Source organism: Castellaniella hirudinis (assembly GCF_047468865.1).
GTDB classification, from domain to species: Bacteria; Pseudomonadota; Gammaproteobacteria; order Burkholderiales; family Burkholderiaceae_B; genus Castellaniella; species Castellaniella hirudinis_A.
This window is the reverse complement of the sequence record NZ_JBLGTV010000022.1, coordinates 1-24,863: the sequence shown is the minus strand read 5'-3', so window position 1 is coordinate 24,863 and position 24,863 is coordinate 1. Positions and strand designations below refer to the sequence as shown.

Annotated in this window: 20 protein-coding genes, 2 tRNA genes and 1 pseudogene; 5 read left to right on the top strand and 18 right to left on the bottom strand. The window is 63.4% G+C overall.

Going from position 1 to position 24,863, the window contains the following annotated elements; all coding sequences use genetic code 11:
* Positions 1 to 460 precede the first annotated feature (460 nt).
* From ACMHYJ_RS16375 to ACMHYJ_RS16340, 8 genes are all read right to left on the bottom strand, one after another.
* Positions 461 to 545, bottom strand: a tRNA-Leu gene (locus ACMHYJ_RS16375).
* Between the two features lie 42 nt (positions 546 to 587).
* Complete coding sequence (gene secG, locus ACMHYJ_RS16370) at positions 588 to 1,097, bottom strand: preprotein translocase subunit SecG (protein ID WP_414247244.1); 510 nt, start codon at positions 1,095 to 1,097, stop codon at positions 588 to 590.
* A 21-nt stretch (positions 1,098 to 1,118) separates the two neighbouring features.
* Complete coding sequence (tpiA, locus tag ACMHYJ_RS16365) at positions 1,119 to 1,868, bottom strand: triose-phosphate isomerase (RefSeq protein ID WP_414247243.1); 750 nt, start codon at positions 1,866 to 1,868, stop codon at positions 1,119 to 1,121.
* A 69-nt stretch (positions 1,869 to 1,937) separates the two neighbouring features.
* Positions 1,938 to 2,023 (bottom strand) — tRNA-Leu (locus ACMHYJ_RS16360).
* A 78-nt stretch (positions 2,024 to 2,101) separates the two neighbouring features.
* Positions 2,102 to 3,391: a TRAP transporter large permease gene (locus tag ACMHYJ_RS16355; protein ID WP_414247242.1), complete on the bottom strand. Its 1,290-nt coding sequence runs from the start codon at positions 3,389 to 3,391 to the stop codon at positions 2,102 to 2,104.
* Positions 3,388 to 3,957 carry a TRAP transporter small permease gene (locus ACMHYJ_RS16350; RefSeq protein ID WP_414247241.1) on the bottom strand — a complete coding sequence of 190 codons (570 nt, stop codon included), beginning with the start codon at positions 3,955 to 3,957 and terminating at the stop codon, positions 3,388 to 3,390. The genes ACMHYJ_RS16355 and ACMHYJ_RS16350 overlap by 4 nt, the downstream gene beginning before the upstream one ends.
* A gap of 12 nt (positions 3,958 to 3,969) precedes the next feature.
* Complete coding sequence (gene dctP / locus ACMHYJ_RS16345; protein ID WP_414247240.1) at positions 3,970 to 4,962, bottom strand: TRAP transporter substrate-binding protein DctP; 993 nt, start codon at positions 4,960 to 4,962, stop codon at positions 3,970 to 3,972.
* Between the two features lie 25 nt (positions 4,963 to 4,987).
* Entirely contained in the window at positions 4,988 to 6,163 is a 1,176-nt protein-coding gene (locus ACMHYJ_RS16340; protein WP_414247239.1) for a CaiB/BaiF CoA transferase family protein, read from the bottom strand.
* Positions 6,164 to 6,258: 95 nt separating this feature from the next.
* On the opposite strand from ACMHYJ_RS16340, the gene ACMHYJ_RS16335 reads away from it, so the two are divergent.
* Positions 6,259 to 7,236 (top strand): LysR family transcriptional regulator, encoded by a 978-nt coding sequence (locus ACMHYJ_RS16335; protein ID WP_414247238.1) that lies wholly within the window; start codon positions 6,259 to 6,261, stop codon positions 7,234 to 7,236.
* 70 nt (positions 7,237 to 7,306) lie between these two features.
* On the opposite strand, the gene ACMHYJ_RS16330 is transcribed toward ACMHYJ_RS16335, so the two are convergent.
* From ACMHYJ_RS16330 to ACMHYJ_RS16320, 3 genes are read right to left on the bottom strand one after another with little or no spacing between them, the layout of a single operon-like run.
* On the bottom strand, positions 7,307 to 8,938 hold the full coding sequence (locus tag ACMHYJ_RS16330) for a GMC oxidoreductase (protein WP_414247237.1): 1,632 nt from the start codon (positions 8,936 to 8,938) through the stop codon (positions 7,307 to 7,309).
* Positions 8,931 to 10,637, bottom strand: a complete 1,707-nt coding sequence (locus ACMHYJ_RS16325; protein ID WP_414247236.1) for a sugar porter family MFS transporter — start codon at positions 10,635 to 10,637, stop codon at positions 8,931 to 8,933. Before ACMHYJ_RS16325 ends, ACMHYJ_RS16330 begins: the two co-directional genes overlap by 8 nt.
* Positions 10,634 to 11,965 (bottom strand): DegT/DnrJ/EryC1/StrS family aminotransferase, encoded by a 1,332-nt coding sequence (locus tag ACMHYJ_RS16320; RefSeq protein ID WP_414247235.1) that lies wholly within the window; start codon positions 11,963 to 11,965, stop codon positions 10,634 to 10,636. The genes ACMHYJ_RS16325 and ACMHYJ_RS16320 overlap by 4 nt, the downstream gene beginning before the upstream one ends.
* Before the next feature lie 557 nt (positions 11,966 to 12,522).
* Here ACMHYJ_RS16320 and ACMHYJ_RS16315 point away from each other — a divergent pair.
* Together ACMHYJ_RS16315 and ACMHYJ_RS16310 are read left to right on the top strand one after the other, a co-directional pair.
* Complete coding sequence (locus ACMHYJ_RS16315; RefSeq protein ID WP_414247233.1) at positions 12,523 to 13,866, top strand: sugar porter family MFS transporter; 1,344 nt, start codon at positions 12,523 to 12,525, stop codon at positions 13,864 to 13,866.
* Between the two features lie 110 nt (positions 13,867 to 13,976).
* Positions 13,977 to 15,083 carry a mechanosensitive ion channel family protein gene (locus ACMHYJ_RS16310; protein ID WP_414247231.1) on the top strand — a complete coding sequence of 369 codons (1,107 nt, stop codon included), beginning with the start codon at positions 13,977 to 13,979 and terminating at the stop codon, positions 15,081 to 15,083.
* A gap of 114 nt (positions 15,084 to 15,197) precedes the next feature.
* Here ACMHYJ_RS16310 and ACMHYJ_RS16305 read toward each other — a convergent pair whose 3' ends face one another.
* Entirely contained in the window at positions 15,198 to 17,267 is a 2,070-nt protein-coding gene (locus ACMHYJ_RS16305; RefSeq protein ID WP_414247230.1) for a hypothetical protein, read from the bottom strand.
* A gap of 319 nt (positions 17,268 to 17,586) precedes the next feature.
* Between ACMHYJ_RS16305 and ACMHYJ_RS16300 the strand changes: the two genes are divergently transcribed.
* On the top strand, positions 17,587 to 18,342 hold the full coding sequence (locus ACMHYJ_RS16300) for a response regulator transcription factor (RefSeq protein ID WP_414247229.1): 756 nt from the start codon (positions 17,587 to 17,589) through the stop codon (positions 18,340 to 18,342).
* Positions 18,339 to 20,327: a 7TM-DISM domain-containing protein gene (locus tag ACMHYJ_RS16295; RefSeq protein ID WP_414247228.1), complete on the top strand. Its 1,989-nt coding sequence runs from the start codon at positions 18,339 to 18,341 to the stop codon at positions 20,325 to 20,327. Before ACMHYJ_RS16300 ends, ACMHYJ_RS16295 begins: the two co-directional genes overlap by 4 nt.
* 119 nt (positions 20,328 to 20,446) lie before the next feature.
* Here ACMHYJ_RS16295 and ACMHYJ_RS16290 read toward each other — a convergent pair whose 3' ends face one another.
* From ACMHYJ_RS16290 to ACMHYJ_RS16265, 6 genes and pseudogenes are all read right to left on the bottom strand, one after another.
* Positions 20,447 to 20,605 (bottom strand): hypothetical protein, encoded by a 159-nt coding sequence (locus ACMHYJ_RS16290; protein WP_414247227.1) that lies wholly within the window; start codon positions 20,603 to 20,605, stop codon positions 20,447 to 20,449.
* A 138-nt stretch (positions 20,606 to 20,743) separates the two neighbouring features.
* Complete coding sequence (locus ACMHYJ_RS16285) at positions 20,744 to 21,724, bottom strand: helix-turn-helix transcriptional regulator (RefSeq protein ID WP_414247225.1); 981 nt, start codon at positions 21,722 to 21,724, stop codon at positions 20,744 to 20,746.
* 46 nt (positions 21,725 to 21,770) lie between these two features.
* The gene (locus ACMHYJ_RS16280; RefSeq protein ID WP_414247224.1) at positions 21,771 to 22,421 is read right to left on the bottom strand and encodes a hypothetical protein; all 651 of its coding nucleotides are present in this window, start codon (positions 22,419 to 22,421) and stop codon (positions 21,771 to 21,773) included.
* Positions 22,422 to 22,425: 4 nt separating this feature from the next.
* Positions 22,426 to 22,647, bottom strand: a complete 222-nt coding sequence (locus ACMHYJ_RS16275) for a hypothetical protein (RefSeq protein ID WP_414247223.1) — start codon at positions 22,645 to 22,647, stop codon at positions 22,426 to 22,428.
* 716 nt (positions 22,648 to 23,363) lie between these two features.
* On the bottom strand, positions 23,364 to 24,170 hold the full coding sequence (locus tag ACMHYJ_RS16270; protein WP_414247222.1) for an EcsC family protein: 807 nt from the start codon (positions 24,168 to 24,170) through the stop codon (positions 23,364 to 23,366).
* Positions 24,171 to 24,633: 463 nt separating this feature from the next.
* Positions 24,634 to 24,863, bottom strand: a pseudogene (locus tag ACMHYJ_RS16265) (DUF4351 domain-containing protein); the annotation flags it as partial.

Genomic DNA, 24,863 nt, shown 5'->3' with positions numbered 1-24,863 from the left:
TTTTTGGACGCCGGGGTGGGTCAGATTTACTCCGACGATTCCGACGAAAGTGGGTCAGTTTTCAGTCGGCGTTGACATCAATCTGGCGCAGCAGCATCAGCCCGCCGTCTGAACTGAGGTCTCCACCCTCGAAATTCGCTTCCAACTGGCGCCGCCCGAGGCGCCCAAAATCCAGTTGTTCAGTGGTACGATTTGGTATAGGCGATTCTTTTTGGTTCTTGGCGTCAGATACCAATAACCATAAGCCCTCGGGCAAGAATTGCCTATCCTTTTTTATGGGCCTGACGAAATTTCCGGGTTAGGTACTTTGATGAATAATTACCATACAGAGTACCTAAAATGTATGGATTGCGCTGGATTTTCCTGGCCTATCCTGGACACCATAGACAACAAAAAAACCCGTAAGAAATTGATCCTTACGGGTTTTTTAGACTTTCCAGGACATCCCTGGACTATTCGATGGTGCCGTCGACGAGACTCGAACTCGTACAGCTTTCGCCACTACCCCCTCAAGATAGCGTGTCTACCAATTCCACCACGACGGCATCGCTATGCGCGAAAGAAGAGAATTCTAGCATGAAGCCGAATTACTTGCTGCCCTCGGCAGGCTGGCCGCCGGCATCGGGCACGGATGATGGCACGGACGGCACGGAGGCGTCTGAATTCACCGCCGCCGGGGCGGACGACGGGATGGCCGCATCCGCCCCGGCGGCGGGCTGGCCGACACCCGGCGCGGCAGGCACCGACGACGGCACGGCCGCGCCCAGATCCGGCACGGCGGAACCCGTGGCGGGCGCCGGAGCCGGTTCGGACGACATGAAGCCCGACATGATGCCGGAGTCCAGCGGCGCGCCGGCGGGGTGATGCGAAATCCAGGCCAGGCCGATGGTCGTGGCAAAAAACAGAACGGCCGCCCATTTGGTGGCGCGCGACAGAAAGTTTGCCGCCCCCGCCGACCCGAACACGCTGCCGGCGGAGCCGCTGCCGAACGCGGCGCCCATGTCCGCGCCCTTGCCCTGTTGCAGCAGCACCAGCACGATGATCAGCAGGGACGAAATAACCTGCAGGGACAGCAGGACGGAAGAAAACAATTGCATGATGTAGGGACTCCGGGAGTCTTAGGCGACCGCGGCCGCGATATTCAAAAATTCTTCGGCCACCAGGGCGGCCCCGCCCACCAGGGCGCCGTCGATATCCGGCTGGGCGAACAGTGACGCGGCATTGGCGGCCTTGACGCTGCCGCCGTACAGAACCCGCGTCTGCCCGGCGCCGTGACGCGTCAGGGCGGCGCGGATAAAGGCATGCACCGCCTGAGCCTGATCCGGCGTGGCGGTGCGCCCCGTGCCAATGGCCCAGACGGGCTCGTAGGCGATGACCAGGCGGGCCAGGGCGTCGGCCCCCAAGGCCAGCACGGGGGCCAACTGTTCGGCAATGATGGATTCAGCCTGGCCGGCATCGCGGTCGGCCAGGGTCTCGCCCACGCACACGACGGGGGCCAGGCCCGCGCCCAGGGCCGCCACGGCTTTTTCCGCCACCTGCCGGCTGGTTTCGCCATGCAGGGCGCGGCGTTCGGAATGCCCGCACAATACCCAGCTGACGCCAAAATCGGCCAGCATGGCGGCGGAGACTTCGCCCGTGTAAGCGCCGCGCTCATGGGTGCTGATGTCCTGGGCGCCCCAACCGATGGGAGAACCGACCAATGCCTGCCGCGCCTGGGCCAGGTACGGAAAAGGGACGCACACGGCCACCTGGGTGCCCTGGACACGCGCCGCGCCGGCCAAGAGGCCGTCCAGCAAGACCGTGTTCTCGGCCAGGCTGCCATGCATTTTCCAGTTGCCCATGACCAGGCGTGTGCGGGATTGATCCATGTGTTGTCTTGGCTAGATGAATTTAATCAGATAACCCTTGATTGTAGCCGGTTTACCTGGTTTGATAAATGGTGCTCCCAGCCGGAATCGAACCGGCACGGGCCAAGCCCGAGGGATTTTAAGTCCCTTGCGTCTACCTATTCCGCCATGGGAGCATCCGCAGGGGGCATATTGTACCTGCATCCCACGCCGCCCCGCCGAAACCCGCCCGGCAGGACAGCGGCAGCGCCGCATTAAGCATTCCCCATCATCGTGCGCGGCAGCCAGGTGGCCAGGTCGGGCACCAGCAAGACCAGAACCAGCACGGCGGCCATCAGGAAAATATAGGGCAAGGCGCCCCGGATGATCGGGGCCAGCGACGACCCGGTAATGGCCTTGATGGTGAACAGATTCATGCCCACGGGCGGCGTGATCAGGGCGATTTCCAGGTTGATCACCAGCAGCACACCATACCAGATGGGATCAATCCCCAGCTGATGCATGGCGGGCAGGATGACCGGCGTGGTCACCAGGATGATGGAAATCGATTCCAGGAACATGCCCAGCACCACGATCAGCAGCATCAAGGCGATGATGAAGCCCATGGCGCTCATGTCCATCGCGGTCAGCGATTCGATGATTTCCTGGGGGATGCGCATTTTGGTCATGACATGGCTGAAGACCGCCGCCCCCGCCAGGATCATGAACAGCATGGCCGACAGGCGGCAGGCTTCCTGGGCGCTTTCCCAGATTTCACGCCAGCCCACAGTGCGATAAATCAGCACGGTGACCAGCAGGGCCAGCCAGACCCCGGCGGCGGCGGCCTCGGTGGCGGTGAACACCCCCATGTACATGCCGCCCAGCACGAACACCGGCAAGGCGATCGACCAGATGGCTTTGCGCAGCGCCCGGCGCATTTCAGCCCCGCTGGCGCGGGTGTCGCGCTGCACGGCATTACCCACCGAGGCGCACTGGAATATCACCCACGCCATGAACACCAGCGCCATGATGGCGCCCGGCACAATGCCGGCGATGAACAGGCTGCCGATGGAAGAATCGGTGGTGATGCCATACAGGATCATGGGGGCCGACGGCGGGATCAGAATCCCCAGGGTGCCCCCGGCGGTCACCACCCCATAGGCGATCTTCGGGGAATAGCCGTAGCGCAGCATCTGCGGGATGGCGACCGCGCCGATGGTCAGCGCGGTCGCCACGCTGGACCCGGAAATCGCGGCGAACACCGTGCAGGCCATGATGGTGGCCACGGCCAGCCCGCCGGGCAGATGACGCGTAAAGGTATAGGCGGCATCGTACAGATCATCCACGACCTTGCCCCGGATCATGATGTGCGCCATGAAGGCGAACAGGGGGATGGCCACCAGAAGATACTGGTTCAGTTCGGTGAAGATGATGCTGGCCAGTGAACCCAGGTTGCCCTGCACCGCCAGCAGCATGCCGCTGCCAAACAGCGTCAGCCCCGCGAAAATGGGGAGGCCGGTGAACAGCAAGGCTAAGAGGGCCAGCAACATGAAGAAGATCGTCATGCGGCACCTGTGGGCGTGGCTGGCGGCGCGGGCCGCACGGGAACGGTCAGGGCGCGCCAGAGCAGTTCGAGGGCCACCAGACCCAGCAACACCCCGCCCATCGGCAGAAACAACTGCAAGGCCCAGATGGGGACTTCCAGGTGGCCTTCGGTCAGTTGGCCGATCATGTGGGCCAGGGACACGGCTTTCCAGCCGTTGACCACCAGGCCGCTCGCCACCAGCAGCACCGACACGCACGACCAGGCCGCCGCCCAGCGCGCCCAGCGCGGCGGCAGGCAGCCCACCAGCATGTCCACCCCGATGTGCCCGTTGCGGCGCAACACATCGGGGGCGGCCAGCATCACCAACGCGGTCACGGAAAACCCGACGAGTTCATCGCCGCCCAGAACCGCGGTGGAAAACACATAGCGCAGCAAGACGGCCGCGCCAATCAGCAGCAAGTCGATGATGATCAATATCGACGCCAGCCCCAGGGCCAGCCGGCTCAACCCGGCCACCACGCGGGCAAAGCGCCGCAGGCCGGGGCCGTCCAGTGCCGGATCGGGCAGTTCGGATTCTGCGCTCATGGTGCGGCCCGCCTACAGGGCCTGGATCAAATCAATCAGTTCCTGTCCCTTGCCCCGGGTGGAGTTCAGGAAGGCATCCAGCACCGCCGGCTGCATGGCGGCTTTCATGGCGTCCATCTGCTGCGGCGTCAGGGCCACGGCCTGCATCCCGGCCTGGTTCAGTTGAGCCAGTTCTTCGGGATTGATGCTTTCATCGTTGATGATGGAAGATGTTTCGGCCTGGCTCGCCGCCCGGGCAATGCCCGCCCGCACGTCTTCGGGCAGGCCGTCCCACCAGGCGGGATTGACCACCAGATTGTCATACACCAGGATGATGGGGGACGCAGCCCCGAACTGCTGGACTTCATAGTATTTGCGCGAATAGGCGGCCTTGGTGGCCGTCACCGCCGCATCCACGACCTTGGTCTGCAGGGCCTGGTAGACCTCGGATCCGGCCATGGCGACGGGCACGGCGCCCATGGCGATCAGGCCCGAATCGAACAGGCGGTTCAGGCCGCGCATCTTGACACCCTTGAATTTGGCAGGCTCGTCCAGCAGCTGCGTGGACGAAGTGAACATCAAATCGTTGGTGTCCACCAGCCAGCCGATGTTGCGCACACCTTTTTCCAGCATTTTCGCGTCCAGCAACTGGGCGGCCTTCGAGCCCAGGAACGCCTTTTGCTTGGCCGGCGAACTGATCAGATAGGGGATCTGGGTGACGGCCATTTCGGGCAGGCTGCCCCCCCACTGGATGGACAGGATCAGGGCGGCCTCGACCTGTCCGCCGGCCACGGCGGCGTGGTGCTGGGCCGGACGGTACAGCTGGGCCGCGCCGAACACCTGAACCTCGACCTTGTCGCCGGTTTCCCGGGCCACGTCCTTGGCGAACTGTTCCATGCGCTGGGCGCTGGGATGGGACGGCGGAAACTGATGGCTGACGCGCATGGTGTAGTCCGCCGCCTGGGCCACCCCCAGGGGCAGGGCTATGGCCAGGGCCAGGGTAAGGACACGAGAGGAAAATTTCATGGGGGTCTCCTGGAAAAGAGAAAAATCAGGCCGAGCAACCGCTGGCCCGGGCAATGTCTTCGGTACTCAGGCCCAGGGCCGACAACACGGCCTGGGTGTCCTGGCCGGGAGCGGCGACGTCGCCCGCGGCATCCAGCGGGCGGCCATCGACCTCGAACGGCAAGGTCGGCGCCCGGAACGACGAGCCATCGGCGCACTGTGAGCGCACCAGGCCCCCGGGACGGGTGACGTGCGGGTCGGCATACATCTCGCAGGGCTTGGCCACCGGCGCAAACGGAATGCCCAGGGATTCCAGCCGGGGCCCCAGCGCCGCCATGTCGAACTGAGCGATTTTCCGAGCCACCAGGGGAATCGTCCAGTGGCGCGCCGCGATACGATCCATCCGCGTCGCCAGGCGGGGGTCGTGCAGCAGCACCGACAGGTCGAGTTCCAGGCAGATCGCCGCCCAGTGGCCTTCGGTGACCGCCCCGATGAAGTAGGGCTTGCCGTGGACATCGGTAAAAATATCGTAGATGGGCCACGAGAACTCGCGCTCGGGCATGGGCGGCGGGTTTTCGCCTTCCAGCTCGTATTGCACCATGTGCTGGGCCACCAGCAGCAGGCAGTTTTCGAACAGGCCCGTGCGCAAGGCGCGCCCCTGCCCGGTCTGCCCGCGTTCCAGCAACGCGGCCAGCACCGAGAACGCGGCAAACAGCCCCCCCATGATGTCGTTGGCCGACGAACCCACGCGCAAGGGGCGCCCTTTGGGGCCGGTCATGTAGGCTAGGCCGGTCATCATTTGCACGACCTCGTCCAGCGCCGTGCGCTGCTGGTACGGCCCGGACAAAAAGCCCTTGCACGACGCGATAATCAGATGCGGATACCGCTGGCGCAGCTGGGCCGGATCCACCCCCGCCGCCGCCAGGGCGCCATCGCGGAAGTTCTCCACGAAAATATCGGCCTCCCGCAACAGCCGGTGCAGCGCATCGCGCCCCGCGGGGGATTTCAGATCCAGCTGGACACTGCGCTTCCCCCGGTTGCACAGGGGAAACATGGGCCGGCCCATGCCGCCCAACTGGCGCGTCTTGTCGCCGCCGGGGGGTTCGATCTTGATGACCTCGGCCCCCAGAAAGCCCAGGAACATGCCGCACGAAGGCCCCATGATCATGTGGCTCATTTCGATGACCCGCAGGCCCGCCAGGGGTGAAAATGCCTCTTCCATTTTGATGATTTCCTATCCTGACGAAAAGATTAGCATTGATCCAGTAATCAGAAAATTATATTGTTTAAGTACTTTCATTCTAAAATTTCGAATTCATGGATACCCGCCAGCTGCAAGCCTTCATCGCCATCTATGAGTCGGGCGGCATCTCGCGCGCCGCCGAACAGGCCCGCACGGCGCCCTCGGTGCTCAGCCATCATCTGGCCAATCTGCAGGCGCAGTTTTCCCACCCGCTTTTTGTGCGTCACCCGCGCGGCCTGCTGCCCACGGAATACGGCAAGCGCCTGTACCTGCACGCCACGCAGATCGTGCAGGCCATGGATCGCGCCCACGAAGACCTGGAAAACATGGCCGGCAACATCCGGGGCCACGTGGCCATCGGCATGGCCTACACCGCCCTGACCTCCGTCGGACGCCAACTGATGCGCATCGTGCTGCAGCAGCACCCCGGCATCACCCTGGTGCTGACCGAAACCTTGTCTGGCAGCACGATCAACCAGATGATGGATGCCCAGGTCGATCTGGCCCTGGCCTACAACCCGGCCCAGGATTCCCGCATCCACGCCACCGCCTTGCTGGAAGAACACATGCTGTGCATCGGCAAGAAGGAAATCATCGGCGACACCACCGAGCCGATCACCGTCAAGGCTTTGCTGGATCTGCCTTTCGTGCTGCTGCGCCGGGGCACGCTGGGCCGGTCCGTCATGGACGACCCGAATCTGCAAAAGCAGTTTGAACGCCGCGCCCGCCTGCAGGCGGACAACGTCCAGGCCGTCAACCTGTTCGTGCTGGAAGGCCACGGCTGCGTGATGGGTTCGCAATCCTATCTGCGCGATGAACTGGCCCGGGGCGAGGTGTCCTGCCGCCCCATCATCAAGCCGGTGATGCGGCGCACGCTGTTCTTGTGCGAGCACCGCGACAAGCCAGCCTCCCGGGCGGTGGAACGGGTCAGATCCCTGGTGCTGCAGCTGGTGGCCGACGAAGTGCGGTCAGGCGCCTGGGAGTGCGAACAGGTCTTGTTCGACCCGTGCCCCGCCAGCCGGACGGAGTGCCGGGCAGGCCGGCCGGCCTGATCGGCTCAGGCCGAACCACGGCCCGCCGCTTGCCACATCCGCCGAGCCAGCGCCGGCGACGTATACGGGCTCAATCGGCCTGGATCTGGGCCACGGCCTGCAGTTGCCGCGCCAAGTGCCCGCCCAGCCGGTGGGCCAGCGCCATGATGGTCAGCGTCAGGTGCTTGTCGGGCAATACCGGCACCACCCCGCCATCGCAGACATACAGATTGTCCAGCCCATGGGCTTTCAGGTCGGCATCGACCACGCCATCGCGGGCGCTGCCGGACATGGCCGTGGTGCCCGCGTAATGGATGCCGGTGCCGCTGTTGTCGCGGGTGGTGTGGTACATCGTGCCCGAAGCCCGGCGCAGCACCCGGCGCCCCCAAGCCATCATGGCATCCATCTGCTGGTGCACCCGCGGCGGGACGGAAAAATCCACCGCCACCTGCCGGATCCCCCATTGATCCACGGTATCGCCCGGCCGCACCCGGTTGGCGGGCGCCGGGTCGCCCGCGCAGAACAGGCCCAGGGTGACATAGCTGTGGAACATGGCCCGTGCCCGGCTGTCCTTCAAGCCCGCCGGGAAATGCCGCATGAAAGCCAGATAATGCGGGGTGGCGGGCAGGCCATGGATGGCATGCCCGATAAAAGGGAAATCGGCCCCATCGGGCAGGCGGCCGCGCGACATCAGGATCAGGTGATCGCCATAGCCGATGTCATAGTCGCGGTGCTTGCCCCACAGCTTGTACAACGAGGTCGAAATCACCGCCTTGGGGTTGTCCTGCAGGCGCCGCCCCAGTTGATCGGCGGCATTGGCCAGTCCCTGGGGACAGGCATCCGTGGCCGAATTGAACAAAATCCGGGGGGATTCGATGGCCCCGGCGGCCAGCACCACATAGCGCGCCCGCAACTGATGGCGCTGGCCGGTTGCGGTATCCAGGTATTCCACCGATGTCACCCGCCGTCCAGCGGGGTCGGCCGCCAGCCGCAACACCTTGGCCTGGGTGCGCAGTTGATAATTGGGCAGGGACGCGATCTGCGGCAGCAGGCGCACCGAAAACTTGTACACCGCCCCCACCGGACAACCCGAGGTGCAGATCCCCGTCGACACGCAGCTGTGGGGCGTGCCCTGGCGCGTATTGATGGCCTTGCGGTTGGGGATGGCATGCGAATACGGCTGCCCCAGGCCGCGCACCGCCTCGACGATCATCTGGTCTGCCGGACGCAGGGGCTTGGGCGGAATGAAGCGGCCATCGGGCAATTCGGGGATGTTTTCATGGGTGCCGCACACGGTGATCAGGTCTTCCACCGCATCGTAATGCGGCGCCAGGGCGGCGTAGTCCACCGGCCAGTCGGCCAGATCGGCCGGTGAAAACCGCACGCTGACCCCGTTCCACAGGTTCTGCAGGCCGTTCAAGGCCAATATCTGGAAGTGCTGAAACTGCCCCGCCTGACGGGCCGTGGATCCGTGCCGCCCATCGGCGAACAGCGGGTGGATGAACAGGCCGTCGTGCGGGTCGCTGGGCCAGACGGTCTGGGGCCCGATGCCCAGGCTGTCGCCGCCGTCCGGGGGGGTGAGGCGCGTAAACTGATCATCCGGCAAGGCGGGCCCTTGTTCCAGGGACACCACCCGAACCCCGGCCTTGGCCAAGGTATGCGCCAGGATGCCGCCCCCCGCGCCAGTGCCGACGACGCACACGTCACAATCGTAATCAGACACGGGCCACCTCCTGAACCGCCGGGGCTTCGCCCACGGACGCTAGAAAATCGGGCGAGGCATAACGCACATGCTCCAGGAACATCATCAGGACGGCACCTTCAGGCCCCAAAGCCCGAAGACTTTGGATCTGCGCCCCCTCCTGCCGCCGCCAGACCGCATGCAAGGCCACGCGCACCTGGTGGTTGTCGCAGGCCAGGGCGGTCAACCGGGCCGCCAACGGCTGCAAATCCCGGCGATAGGGGCTCAAGGGAATAAGCGCGCGGATCAGCTGCCCGGCCTGCTCCGGGGTCAGCGCAAGGCTGTCCCGCACGGCCTGGGGGCTGGGCGGCGCGGCGGTCAGGCTGGGGCGCAACAGGTTCAACGCCCGCCCGGAAGCCAGGTGGGCCTCGATGGCTTCCAGCGGCACGCCATTGGTTTCCGGCACATAGCGCCGGGTAAAGACCAGCCCGGCAAAACACACCAGCGCATAGAAGGCGAACACCCCGCCCAGGCCGATGGAAGACACCAGTACCGGAAACGAGAACACCACCACGAAGTTGAGCCCCCAATTGGCCAGGGTGGCGACGCTCATGCCCAGCGCGCGGATGTGCCGGGGATAGACCTCGGACATCATCACGTAGGGCAAAGGCCCCAGGCTGGCGGCGAAGGCGGCGATGTACAGCACCAATCCCGCGATGGCGACCACGTCCAGCCACGGCGCCTCGGTCCAGGCCCCCAGGGCAATCATGCCCAGGCTCAGGCCCGCTCCGGCAAAACCGATGTACAGCAAGGGCTTGCGGCCAATCCGGTCGATCAGGGCCATGCCCACCAGGGTCATCAGCACATTGACGGCGCCGATGCCCATGGTGGCCATGATCTGGGTGCTGTGCGAATCAAAACCCACTTCCTGGAACACCGTGGGCGCGTAATAAATGACGGCATTGATGCCGCTGAACTGCTGCAAGGCAAACAGGCCCACCCCCACGATCAGCGCGGGCCGCACCTGCCGGGCCAGCAGTTCTCCCCAGCCCGTGGCCTGGGGTCGGCCGGCTTCGGTCCGGTCGGCTTCCATGATCTGCGCGAGTTCCGCCTGTACCCGGGCATCGGCCAGCGGCAGGCCGCGCAGGCGCGCCAGGGCGCGGCCCGCGACATCGCCGCCCCGACGCGCCGCCAGCCAGCGCGGCGTATCGGACAGGAACAGCATGCCGATCAGCAGGCCCAGGCCCGGAATCGCCCCCAGGAAGAACATCAGCCGCCAACGGTCATCCAGCGCGAAATTGATGACATAGGCCCCCAGTATCCCCAGGGTGACGGCCAACTGGTAGATGGAGACCAGCATGCCCCGCTGCTTGGCCGGGGCGCTTTCGGCGATGTACAAGGGGGCCACCAGCGCGGCCACCCCCACGGCGAACCCCAGCACCAAGCGGGCGATGCTCAACATCCACACCGCCGTGATCAGGCTGGCGGCCACCGCCCCCAGCATGAACAGCAAGGCCGCCCCCAGCAGGGCGCTGCGCCGCCCGAAGCGATCGGCCGCCCGCCCGGCCACGGCGGCCCCGAACAAGGCGCCCAAGGGCACCGCCGCCGTCATCAGGCCTTCGTTGCCGGGCGATATCTCGAAAGTCTGGCGCAGATAGCCCAGCGCCCCGGCGATCACCCCCTCGTCGAAGCCAAACAGAATGCCCGTCAGGCCAACGACGGCCGCCACGAAATAAATCATGACAGCACCCCGGCTGCCACTTTTTTCAGGGCGGCGATGATGTCCCGCACATCGTCATCGCTCAGGCACGACGCGATCGTCAGCAAAGCCCCGCGCGACTGGTAATCATCGCAGCGCGGCAGCAGCCCGGCGCCATAATGGTAATCGTAGGCGAAGGCATTGGCTGGATGCGTCCAGGGATAGCCATCCCGGCTGTTGGATCGCCGATTCACCAGGCTGGGGATATTGGAATACCAGTGCATGCCCCATTCCCGCAGAGTCAGGCAGGCGAGGCTGCCTTGCGGGCCCACGATGCCTTCGGCGCGCAAGGCGGCCACGAAGCGGCCGGCCAGGGCTTCGTCGGGCAGCAGCATCAGCAAAAACGGCCCGGTGTCGCCTTCGGGATCCACCACCCGCCGAAACGTCAACCCCGGCGTGCCTTCCAGGGCGGCGCGGATGCGCCATTTGGCCGTGCGCATGGCGCCGGTGATCTGTCCCAGCTTGCGCATTTGCGCCAAAGCCATGGCGCCGGCCAGTTCGCTCATGCGCGCGCCCATGCCCCACAACTGGATGCCGGGATCGCTGGTGTCCAGGCGGCCCGCCGCCGTGCGCGGATAACCCAGGTCATGCAGCGCCACGATGCGGCGGTACAGGGTTTCGTCCTTGCACACCAGCAGCCCGCCGTCGCCGGAGGTCATGTTCTTGTTCAACTGGAAACTATAGGTGCCGATATCGCCAAACTGCCCGACCGGCGTGCCCTTGAAGCGGCCCCCGGCCGCCTGGGCGCAGTCCTCGATCAGAGCTAGGCCGCGCGTCCGGCAGATATCGGCCACACGGTCGATATGCCCCGGCGCGCCGCTCATGTGCACCACCAGCACCGCCCGGCTGCGGGGGCCGATCTTGGCCTGAAGATCGTCCGGGTCGATGCAGAAGGTGTCGTCGATGTCCACCAGCCGGGGGATGGCCCCCGTGCGCACCACTGCCGAGATGCAGCTGACCCACATGTATCCGGGCACCAGCACTTCGTCGCCCGGCCCGATGTCCAGGGCCGACAAGGCGATGGTCAGCGCGGCGGTGGCCGAGGACACCGCCAGGGCGTAGGGATGGCCGAACGCCGCCTTCCATTCAGCTTCGAGAGTATTGACCATGCCTTGCAGATCCGGGCCATAGAAGCGGAAAGGGCTGCGCGCCAGAACCACTTTTTCCACCAATTGGCGTTCTTCCTCGCCGATCCAGTGCGCGCCGGGCAACTCCCAAGGCAGGGGGGCCCGGCGCACCGGCGTCCCCCCGTCAATGGCCAGTTGGCCGGGGCCTGAATCCAGGAGGGGGGAATCTGTATCGCTGCGCATGGAGGGCTCCTTTGAATATGATCGGGCCTTTCGGCGGGCCGGCCGATCGCCCTGGGCGGCCCGCCGAAAGACGGTAATGCACCGGATGCATGCATTGAAAATTTTTGAATGACCCACCGGCCCGGCCGGCTCGGGCGAGCCGGACTGATGGACTCGATTTGAATTCAGTTGACTTTGAATTCAGTCAAAGACGGATGCGATTGAAGCTTGAATCGTGATTCGGCTGCACACCGCACGTCGGGCCGGGCAGGCTCATTAGCGCGCTGCGAAGCGGCGGTTCGGACATGAGGGATGCGATTCGGAAATTATAAAAACCAATATCCCGGCCGTCCCGAATTGATTTCTACCAAATTCAATCAAATCCTGTCATCTGCCGGCGGGCCGTATTATTTGCCGCCGCCATCCATTAAATTTGCAGGCTGAAAGGTCAATATCCAGCGCCCGGCCCGCGTTCGTCCGGCGGATATTACCCATTCAAACCTAAAACATATCGCCGCCGGCCCCTGGCCTGCCCCTTGCCGCCCCGGCCCCTCACCGCCGACCGACACACCGCCACCATGACCTCCATCGCGCCATCTCCGATCCTGCGGGTTGCTTTCCTGGTGTCCTGCACCGGCATTTTGTTCGGCTACGGCATCACGTCGATCGCCGGGGTGCTGGACACCCTGGCCCCCCGGTTCGCACTCAGCCTGCTGCAAACCCAGTTTCTGGTGTTCGTGCTGGTGGCAGCCTGTTTCGTGGGTGCCATCGTGGCGGGGCCCGCCGCGACCCGCTGGGGGCGCCGTCCGGCCCTGTGGGGCGCCACCGGGCTTTCGATCGGGGCCTACGCCTTTGTCCTGACCATCCCCACACTGGGCGAACTCATCATCATCCGCATCCTGATCGGCCTCGCCATCGGGCTTTATTCCATGCTGGTGCCGATGTACGCCGCTGAAGCCGTCGCCACCCCGAAACGCGGCGCCATCGTGGCGCTGTTCCAATTGGCCATCACTGCGGGCATTCTCGCTTCCTATGGCCTGGCCCTGGGGCTGGACGCCGACCCGCAATGGCCCCTGGTTCTGGCTTTCGGCCTGATACCCAGCCTGCTGGCGGCGCTGGGCCTGGCAGCCCTGCCCGAAAGCCCGCGCTGGCTGGCCCTGCACGCCCACCCCGATCAGGCGCGGCATGCGGCGCATCGCCTGGGGCTGGATGACGAATGGCAGGCCATCGTCCAGGCCGAAACCCGGCGGCCCGGCCTGACGATCCGCCAGGCCCTGCGCCAGGGCAGCGTCCTGAAGGTCACCCTGCTGTGCAGCGCCCTGTTCATCCTGCAAAACCTGAGCGGTATCGACGGCATCCTGTACTACGCCCCGCAAATCTTCAAAGGGCTGGGCTTTTCCGCCGGCACCGCCGCGCTGGCGGCCACTTTCGGCCTGGGGGCGGTCAATTTCCTGGCAACCCTGGCCGGTGTCTCCCTGGTGGATCGCCTGGGCCGCCGCAAACTTTGGATCGGGGGATCCGCCGCCATGGTGCTGGGCCTGGCCCTGGTCACCCTGGCCGCTGGCCAGGACATGGCCTGGCTGGGCCTGCTGGGCCTGTGCCTGTATATCCTGGCCTTCGCCGTCAGCCTGGGGCCCCTGCCCTACGTCCTGATGTCCGAGCTGTTCCCCAGCGCCCTGCGCGAAACCGGCATGGCCACGGCATCGTCGGTCAGTTGGCTGTTCAATGCCCTGATCGCCCTGACCTTCCTGTCCATCGTCGACGCCTTGAGTCTGGCCGGCGCCATGCTGCTGTTTCTGGGGGTCTGCGTGGTTTCCCTGGCGCTGGGCATCCGCTACCTGCCCGAAACCCGCAGGCTGCCACTGGAAACCATCGAAGCCCGGGTGCTGCGCGGCGTGCCGCTGCGTCAACTGGGGGGGTGATCCAGCCCGGCGCGGCCTGCACGACACGCCGGATTTCTATACTCTATGGGTTCCAGTCACCCTCTCTTGCCGCCCGCCAGGCCCGCCCAGGCAGGACACCAGCCCGCACCATGGAACAAGAACTGACCGAATTCATAGACAAGAACATCTGGATTTTTCCAATCGTCACCCTGCTGATCACCCTGGTGATCAACCGATTCGTCCACTGGTTCTGCAAAAACCGGCTGCACCGGCTGCAGTCCAGCCGGCACGTCTGGCGGTACGCCTTGTTTGCGTCGATCAATGCCCCGCTGCGCACGGCCATCTGGCTATTGAGCCTGGAAATCATCCGCCAGAAAATGCTGCCCAGAGGCAAGCAGCCCCTGCTGGATCAATTCATCTCGCCCACCATCGACATCCTCAGCATTGTGCTGCTGGTGTGGTTCGTGCTGCGCTTCGTGGAAAGCGCCAAGGCCAACTACCTGTCGTATATCCAAAGCCAGCAGTACGAAACCGACGAAACCGCCATCGACGCCCTGAGCAAGGTCGCCTGGGCCTGCGTGCTGATTTTCGCCGCCATCGCCATCATGCAGCAGCTGAACGTGCCCCTGGCCAGCTTGCTGGCGTTCGGCGGGGCGGCCGGCATCGCCGCCGGTTTTGCCGCCCAGACCCTGGTGGCCAACCTGCTGGGCGGGCTGACCATCTACGCCAGCCGGATATTCAAGATCGGTGAGGACATTGTTTTCCCGGGGACAGACCTGGCCGGCACGGTGCAACACATCGGCTGGCGCGCCACCAAAGTGCTGGGCTGGAACGGCAAGCCCCTGTACGTGCCCAACGCCCTGTTCAATTCATCGAACATGGTCAACCATTCGCGCCTGAGCCACCGCATGGTCAACGAGTACATCCAGTTGCGCTACGAAGACTACGACAAGGTGCGCGACATCATCCGCGACGGCAACCATTTCCTGGAACAGCAAAGCAATCTCAAGTATTTCGTCTTCCAGTTCGACAGCTTCGGCGACCGGTCCCTGAAACTGCTGCTGTACGCCTGGGTGCAAACCGCCCCCCCGGGGAAATTCGTGCCCTTTGCCGAATTCATGAAGGCCAAGCAGGCCCTGATGCTGGGCCTGGCCGACATCGCCCTGTCCCACGGCTGCACGCTGATCCTGCCCGTCAACACGGTTCACCTGCACGAGATGAACACTCCGCCCGACCTCCCGCCGACGCGGGCATGACCGCCGGGCCGCCCGCGCCCCGGAAGCGCTTGCCCACACGCCCGCGAACGCGGGCATGACACCGGAAACGCGGCAAGCCCGGCTCGGGCCGGGCTTGCCGTCCCAGAGGGGAGCCTACTCGCTGAACCCCACCGGCTTGGGGTAGCTGAGGTAGTTTTTGGTCAGCTGTTTTTCCCGCTGTTGATTGGGGTTGGCATTCACGCACCAGTCATCGGAGTTCGGGTGTTTCTCACCCGTGGGGGTGGTGACCAGGCAGGCGGTCTTGTCCACGATCCCCAGGCCGTTGGCCGGGCATTGCTTAATATCCATGTCCTCGGTGCAAGGCGAAAACCGGGTATTGACCTTGATGGAATACTGATTGTCCTCCATGTCCGTAAAGCGCACCCGGATCGGGTAAGCAGACACGGTTCCCACCCGGAAGCCCGCCACCTGGCTGTGCGCCGGCATTTCCATGTCCTGCTTGTCCAGCGTGCAATCCGGGTCATTCGGGTCTTGATTGAACACGCACACCCCATAGCGCTTGAGCAGGGGTTCGCTGCCGCGGCCTTCTTTGGATTTCGGCACCCCGATGGCCAGAGAGAAGCCATCGGCATAATCGAACTGCTGCGGGTTTTCCAGGCCGGCGGCCCCGCCCACGGCGAAGATCAGGCCATCGCCCAGTTCGCTCATGAAGCCCACGGCGTCATCCACCGAAAATCCATAGGCATTCATCCCGAGCTTGTCGTGGATCAGCTGGACATAGGGATTGAACAGAAAATCGGGGTTTTTCTGGACTTCGGCCTGCTGGTGGTTGTATTGCAGCTCATGGATGTACATGGACTGGATTTTGGCGTGATTCCACCCCGGTATGCTGGTTTCCGACAAGGGGTTTTCATTCGCGCCGCAGCCTTCGTTGAAGGGCACCCAGCCATAAATGTGGGTCATGGCCTCCCAGAAAGTGAATTTCGGTTTTTCCGGGACAGCCACCGGGCACGCCCCGCGATTGACCAGAGCCAGATAGTTTTTATGGTTCTGCACGAAGAACTGCTTGACCGCGGACAGCCGCTCGCGCAGCTGGGGCGAGCACGACACGGTTTGCGTCACATAGGCGCCGAGATCCTCGCCCGCCCAATCGACGCAAGACCCCCACAGGTTCTGCATGCGCTGCACCGCCTGGCCAAAATGCAGGGACGCCTTTTCGGCATCGGCACACTGGCCGTTGACGCATTTCAGCACCGTCAGCACCGGGGGAAAGCCCCCGGCGGGCTTGACCGGCACCAGATCGTCCGGGGGCAAAGTGCCCGACCGTTGCGCGAAAATGTTATAGCCGCCCGGCAGCTTCAGGGCATCCAGGTTATACACCGGCCAGCCCTCGCCCGTGGCCGGGTTGGCCAGAAAGGCCGACAACTGGTTTCTGAAACCGGCCAGGGGCTGAACCGACCCGCTGTAGCCGATATAAGGATTGTTTTTGGGGCCGATGGCCACCGGCATATAGACGTGATCCACATACGAAATGTTGTATCCCACGTTTTCCGGTTTCAGCAGGCGCAGTTTCTGGCCCTCGGGGATAATCGAATCCCCGAAGGTATATTCGGACAGCTGGGCGTAAATATTTTCCGGGAACTGCACGGCGCTGGCATACAGGCTCAAGGCGCATGCCGTCTTTTGCCCCTGGCACACTACCTCGGCGGGGGCGGGCACGCTTGTGTCGGCCGGGTCGCGCAGGCGGTCGCCGCGGTCGGCCAGCACCACGCGCCCGCCATTCCACCAGGTGACGTACCGGCCCGGAGACAATTCGCTGTACAGCGGCAAGGTCATGGTGACCGACGACCCCGCCGGTATCCCCTGGCCCTCGTTGACGTACAGCTTATAGACGTGATCGGTCGGGTAGGGCTCTGCCGTGCGCAAACACCCTTGTATCCATTGGTTGACCGCATTCTTGCTGGTGGACAGTACCGGATAGATGACACCCGCCGAATTATTGTGGATGGTGATGGTCTTGGCCGACACCATCACGGGATTGCCATCCATATCCTTGCAAGCAACGCCTGCGGACGCCTGGGGGCCGCCTACCATGGGCGGGGCGGCATCCCCCGCCAGGCCGCCTCCGCCGCCGCTATCGCAGGCCGCCAGCGCCAGGCACAACGCCAGCACGCCCGCGCCACGCCAGGCGGGTAAAAACCGGAAATCAACGGGATCATTCATTTTAATATCCTTGATGGGCCGCCCTGCTCCAGGCACGGCCCCTTGATGCACGATGCACGGCCGATGGATCATGTTCCGGGCCGCCGCGTCGGCGCGCCCCGATCAGTCGTGGCCGAATCACACATGACCGAATTACACATGGCCGAATCACACATGGCTGAATCACCACATCGGCCACGCCACGAATTATAAAAATCGCCATCCGGCCTGTCGCCGACTGATTTCTGTCAAAAACGCTCAGATTCTGTCATCTCGCGGCAAGAACGCGTAACATGAATTTCAATGCGCGCACGCGCTTCCAGCCCCCCGCCGCTCCAATATGGCCCCTTTGCCCGCCCTGCACATCGCCGTCATCGAAGACAGCCCCGAGCTCCAGGCCGACCTGGTCGAATTCCTGACGTTGCGCGGCTTCAGCGCCCAGGGCTTCGACAGCGGCGAAGCCTTTTTCGCCGCCTGGCCGGCCACGCCTTTCCAATTGCTGCTGCTGGATATCGTCCTGCCCGGCATCAGCGGGTTGGACGTCGCCCAGCGGGTGCGCGCCCGGGCCCCCGCCGGCGGGCTGCCCGACATCATCATGCTGACCGCCCTGGACGCCAACCACGACCACGTTCTGGGCCTGCAAGCCGGGGCGGACATCTACCTGTCCAAACGCAGTTCGCTGGAAGTCATCGAAGCCACCTGCCGCAGCGTGCAACGCCGCCAGGCGGGCAGGCATCCCGCCCCGCCCGGCGCCCAGGCCCTGTCCACCATCCCGCCGGACGACACCGCCGCCTGGCGCCTGCACGCCCGCGAATGGCGGATGCAGGCCCCCAACGGCAGCAGCCTGCAGCTCACCCATCCCGAAGTCGTCATGCTGACCATGCTGTTCCAGCAGCCGGGCCAATCCGTCACGCGCGTCGCCCTGCTGCAGCGCCTGGGCAAACAAGACACCCTGTCCAACCTGCGCAACCTGGACAACACCGCCAGCCGCCTGCGCCGCAAGGCCCTGGCCACCTGCGCCACCGAACTGCCCCTGCGCCCCAGCTACGGCAAGGGCTATACCTTCAGCGGCTGCTGCCGCCTGGTCAGCCAATGACCCCTCGGGCCGCGGCCTGGCTGGGATGGTGGCTGCTGCTGGCCCTGTGCCTGGCCGCCCCCGCGCAGGCCGCCGGCGTGCCCCTGCAGGCGCAGCCCGCGCGCATCTCCCTGGCCGGGCAACTGGAAGTTTTCCGCGACCCCTCCCGGGTCATGACCCTGGATGCCGTGCGTCAACAGGCCTTCGCCCCCCTGGCCGAGTTCCGCAGCCTGGGCTACAGCAACGACGCCCTCTGGTTTCGCGTGCAGGTCAGCCGCAAAGCCGACGCCCCGCCGCGCTGGATACTGGCCATCGGCCTGCCCGAGCTGGAGGACGTGGACGTCTGGACGCAAGGCCTGGACGGCCGCTTCCAGCACGCAGCCATGGGCTATTACCGGCCTTTCGACCAGCGCCCGCTGCAAACCCGCCTGTTCGCCGTGCCCTTTGACGCCGGCCCGGCCACCTGGCTGTATCTGCGCGTGCGCACCCACAACGCCATCAACGTCCAGGCCAGCCTGTGGCAGCCCGCCGCCTTCAGCGCGCACCAGACCCGGGACAATTTCTACCGGGGCCTGTATTTCGGCATCATGCTGCTGACCATGGTGTTGTACGCCATCCTGGGGCTGCGCCTGCGCGACATCCCCATGGCGGCCTATGCCGGCTATGTGGCCTCCCTCGTGCTGTTTCACCTGGGCACCAATGGCTATCTGCCCGTGCTGTTCAGCCGCCACGGCGACTGGCTGGCCGACGCCCTGCCGCGCCTGGGCTGGCTGGGCGGCGCTGTCTCCATCGTGCTGATGTGGGACTATCTGCTGGGCCTGCGCCAACACTACCCCCGCATCCACCGCCTGTACTGGGCCACCCTGGCCCTGAACCTGTGCCTGCTGCCTTTCGCCCTGATGCCTTCCCTGGTGGGCGCGTGGCTCTTGGTGGTGGTCAAGCTGGCCAACGGCCTGAACAGCCTGAACTTCATCCTGGGCATGGCCGTCACCCTGGCCCTGTGGCGCCGCACCCGCCAGACCGAACTGATGGTCTACTTCATCGCCTTCATCATCCCGGGGCTGGGCACCCTGGCCAATACGGCGGGCAATCTGGGCTATATTCCGCAAAACTTCATCACCACCAACCTGTACCAGGCGGCCTCGCTGGCGCACGTGCTGGTCATGAGCTACGGGATGGCGCTGCGCCTGCGCCAGCTGCAGCGCGACAAGGCCAGCGCCCGGCAAGAAGCCGCCGTCGCCACCCAGCGCGGCGAAGAACAACGCCGTTTCGTGGCCATGCTGTCGCACGAATTCCACAATCCGCTGGCCGCCATCGACCGATCCGTCCAGATGATTCAACTGAAAATGCCCGGCCTGCCGCCGCCCGAGGCCCAGCGCCTGGCCCGCATCCGCGCCAACGCGGCGCTCCTGTCCCGCTTCGTGGATAATTTCCTGCTGGTCGAAACCCTGGACAACCAATCCGCCATCGCGCCGCGGGACAACCGCAAACCCACGGCCATCCGCCCGATGCTGGACAACCTGATCGACCTGCAAACCCCCGACGACGCCCCCCGCATCCGCATCGAGGTGACACCCGCCGGCCTGATTTTCCCTCTGGACGAGGCCCTGATCGGCGCGGCGGTGGACAACCTGGTCACCAACGCCCTGCGCTATTCGCCCGCCGGCAGCCCGGTGAACCTGCGCGCCTGGCTGGCGCCCGCCGCCGATGCGCCCGCCGATTCCCCCGGCGCCGCCCATGCCGCCCGCCCAGCGGCAGGCCTGCGCGCCCCGTCCAACGCCACGGCCCTGCACATCCAGGTTCAGGATCACGGCCCCGGCCTGGATCCCGAGGCCCTGGCCAGGCTGGGCACCCCTTATTTCCGGGCGGGAACCTCGCTGGGGAAAAAAGGCAGCGGCCTGGGCTACTACTTCACCCAGCGCATCGTCCAGGCCCATGGCGGCACGCTGCGGGCGGCTACCGCCCCCACCCAGGGGTTGATGGTGGACATTGTGCTGCCACGCTAATGGTCTGGGCCAGCAGTTCTTCGACGCCGACCTCGCCCAGTAGCTTGCGGCACTTCATCAAAGTGGTGGCGTCGCAGGGCTGACGATCCTCGTAGTACTGGCTGATGTGGGATTTCAATTCAGGCAGAGACATTTTCCGGCCCCTTGGAATTGTTATCCCCCATCATGCTGCGCAGGGTCTCGTTTTCTTCCTGGACTTCCTGATAATGGCAAAAGGCTTCATAGCCTTTACGCACGACAACCAGCAGGCCAACAACAGCTAACAAATTGCGAATCATGGTGTGCTCCTGTGTAATGACCCAGTTTTCGGGTGATTGATGTCATGATAAGCACGTCTGCGTCAACTTATGTCGCAACAAATACAAGACCAAGTTATCGCTTCTACCCCTGCCCTGCTTTACCCATGTACCGATAAATCAGGGGGCAGCAGATGACTCGTCAATCTGTTGTTTTTCTATGCCCCAAACCCCATCGCCAAACCCTCGCAGCCATTGATCCAACATCAAACTATCCACGACCGTGGCCTGGATGTGGTAACCGCCTTCCTGTTCCGTCACCACTTGGTCACTTGCCAGCGGGGATTCCAGCAAATGAAAACCTGCCTCTTGATCAATACAAAACGCCAGACGGATACGAACGCCCTCGCCAAAACCGAAGCGGCCGTCTTCATCGTAGGAGCGCAAATCAAATGATGCGGGACGAATAAACGTATCCGCCAACATCCGTGCCGCCAGAATGCGATTGAATGCCAAACTGCGTTCATTATCATAGTCCCGATAACGGCAAACCAGATAAAGACGCGGCCCTTGCTGGGCCAAGCCCAGAGGCATGACGTGCTGGGACTCGCGCAAGACTTGACGCGCATTCCGATAGTCCAGGCTGATCCACCGATTGCGGTACAGGGCCTCGCTGACGGTATCGAAGACCTCTTGATCGATGGCGGGCGGCAGCAGGGGCTGGTTGGTGCTGACCACCCGCACCTTTTCACGCCATTGACGTTCCAGGCTGGGGGCTTCGCTGCTGATCAGTGTCATCGTTGCCTGCTTGAAAAAGCCTTCCATCGAGCGCATCAGACTGGGCGGCAGCAGATACCGCAAATGTTCTTGCGCCAGCTTGAGCAGCAGGGATTCCTGGACAGTCAAGGATGGCAGAGAAAACCCCTTTGCCTGCGGCAACCAGCGGTATCCATACGGTTTGCTGCTATCGTCACGTTCCAGATCGAAATGCTGGCTAAGCACATCCAGCTGGCGTTGCACCGTGCGTAAATCCCGCTGGAATCCAGCATCCAACAGTTGCTGGTGCAGTTCTCGGGCGGTAATCCGTGAACGGCGAGGGATACGGCGAAGCAGCTCCAGGTTGAAAATCAGAATGTCCTGGGTGGATTTCCGGTTGGTCATGGTCGAGTCCAGAGAGCTGGGGGATTCACGCAATGCTTGGCGCAGTTCAATCCCGGATGACGGGATAGCAGGCCTGACCCCACAGGGTATTGGGGTTGTCCAGCATCAGTTCGATCAAAATCGGCACCAGGCTACCCAGCAACTGCGTGCAATCATGCAGTTGCTTGCGGTTGACCGAGCCGTTCCAAGTCGCCCCCCCGTGCACCAGCTGATTGCGCAGGGTATACAAGCGGCTGAACAGCACCCCCAGCAAAATCGGCGTATTGCCACTGCCCAAGGCATAGTGGGCCTTTTGTTTGCCGCGTTCGAAACGCTTTTGCCAGTCGGTTTCTGAAATCCGACCGCTGTGAAAATCCCAGAAGCTTTGAAAGACATACGGCGTATCCAGCAGAACCCGGATGCGACCCGAGTATTCCTCCCAGACCAAGGCGTCAATCCGCTTTTCCGTATCCAGGCGGCACAGTTTTTCCAAAAACGCCTGAAAGCTTGAGGATTCGGATAAACGATCGTTGCCATCAATCTGCGTGGCATACGCCGCGTTAAAGGCGATCCACAGAAAGATATAGCGGCCATCATCGTCTTCCGCCATCAAGGCCCGCTGCCACCAGCTTAGGGCACGGTGGATGCGGAGATTGAGGTCTTCCGGGTAGGTGTCGCGGATTTCGCGGTGACGTTGTTTCAGGGTTTGGTGGGGCATGGGTTTAGTTTGGTGCAACAGCGGCAGAACCGGCAGGCAACGCCGCACCAGTCAGATTGATGACAAATGGCTTAAATTCCCTGACAGCCAAGCCACCGGTTTTCAGTAAATTCTGCGGCTGATCATTGATCTGAGCCCAGACGGTCGACGAATGCCAGAACTCCACCGCTTGGGCAGTCGAGGCCGTGATAGCCAAGGCCAAAATCAGCAAAAAGCGTCGCATCATCCCCTCTTTCTAAGCAATCCGCTACAAATGTAAGAAAATATACCCTATTCCGCATCGATCCGCCCTCTAGGGTTTTTATCCCCCTTGCCGCACAAGGCCTCGTTCTCCTGCGGTACTTCCTGGTGAACAGTGGGCGCCATGGTATCGACAGATGCGTCATTTCACGTCGCAAACAATATGCGACGCAATTTGTCGTATCCACCGCTTATCGTGCTCTGAAACCACTGAATCGATACCCTATCACCAAGCCCCAAGCTGGAAAGGAGTCACCATGCCGCCACACGCCATCATCAGCAGCCCGATCCCAAGCACCATGTTCACCCTGGTTTGCCCCCAATGTGGACACAGGGCAGCCCCCACCCCTGTCCATTGCTGCCCGCCGTTTGGCTTAAGCCGGCACTGTCCCCACTGCAAGGATCAGATCATGGAGCGACAGATTGCAAACCCGTGGGAAATCCTGCGCCGAAGCGCCTCTTGGTTTAATCCGTTCAAGTAATTTCTCGTCACCCAGCAAAGGCCCGCCATGCCCATCCCACCCAAACCCTTTGCCTTGGTCTGCCCCCAGTGCGGCCATCGTGAAACCCATTTCCCGACTAGCGACGTGCTGCGCATGTCGCTTCATTGCCCCCGCTGCAAAGACCAGCAAATGGACATGCAGCCAGCCAGTGCCTGGGATCAGCTGCGCAGTGTGCTGACGGGGCGCACACGATAATCACTCAATGCGGCTGATCCGATGACAGGCCCATATAGGCCTGTTCAACGGTTTCCTGCCCATATTTGGCTTCCAGGCGACGGACGATGAAGTGGCCCCGCGCCATGTCCTGGAAATGGTCGATGAACAAGGTATTGATCAGCGCCCCGCCCGCCGCGCCGATGGCGGGCACAGCCTGGGCGGCGGCTTTTTCGGTGATCTGGATGCCAAAGCGTTCGGCAATCATGCTGACTAGCCGGGCCATGGCGGGCGGGGCGGCTTTTTCCAGCATGACTTTGCCGCCCGCATATTCCACGGCTTGGCTGACTGCCTGGGCCAATAAGGCACGAACAGCGTAGTAGCCGCTTTCGGTGGCGTCGTCATCGGCCTGATTGCCCCCCAAGGCAAAGACTTCCAGGCAGGCCAGCCGGGTCTGGGGGTTGTCCAGGTGTTCGCCCTCGCTGCGGGCGATGTCAGCGATGGAGCGCATCATCAAGGTGGTGGAAATCGGCAGCTCCACCGCCAGACCGGCCAGGCCAAAAAATCCCCCCACGCCCCCGGTCACAGCCACGCCCACCTTGTGCCAGATATTGGAGCTTTCCTTTCCCGGCTGCTTATCCAGCGTGAACAGGGCCGTGTCGGCGGCCTTCATCAAAGCAACCCGGGTCGCATCGCCAATGGCTTTATGCCAGCCATCGGGCAGATAGCGCAGGCCTTTTTCAATCGGCGAACCCAGCGTGCTGGTTAGCCTGGCCGTCAAGCCGGGGTTTTCCAGCAGCGTGTGGGCGCGCCGCAGTGCATCGAAATCTGCTTCCGAAAAGTGGGTATCCATGGTGTGTTCCTGTGTGGGTTGAATGGCAGCCAAGGCATGGGATCGTGGTCGATTTCATTCAGGGTAAACAGAGGATTCCAATGCCTCAAGCTTGTCATCCAGGCTATTGGGACGCCGCATCCTGACAGGCGCGTGGCCGCACTGTCGGCAAATGGGCTTGAAATACAGCAAAGCGCCATCCGCTGGATAAAGTCTTTTCCAACCGCACGCCGAACAATGCAGCACAAACGCGCAGGTGGAAACGGGCATCGGGTAATTCCTGGGGTAATGACAGGCCCATCTTAAGTTCGGACAGCGACAATATATGTCGCTACCAAAACCAAGCCAGTCCACAGATCGATGCCGCTACAATGCCGCCATCATTGAGCGACTGTAGCCGGGCCACGATACACGCATAGGAGAATTCATCAGGAGTACCGCAATTGCGCAGAATATCCAAACGGATATCTTCTTGCTGTTCCTTTCAATCCCGAAACACGTCATCCAGTTCGGTGGCGTCCACGAAATTCAGCAACCAGGTTTCCAACTGCGTTGCTGTGGCGGCCTGTATGCGCCGGGCGATGGCGTCAGGCTGCGGGCCGAAGCGGCGTTGCACCAGCAGCAGCAACGTCTTCGCCTGGCCCTCCACACTGCCTTCTGCTTTGCCTTCGACAAGCCCCTCGGCAAACCACTTGTCGCGGCCGGCGCGTTCGA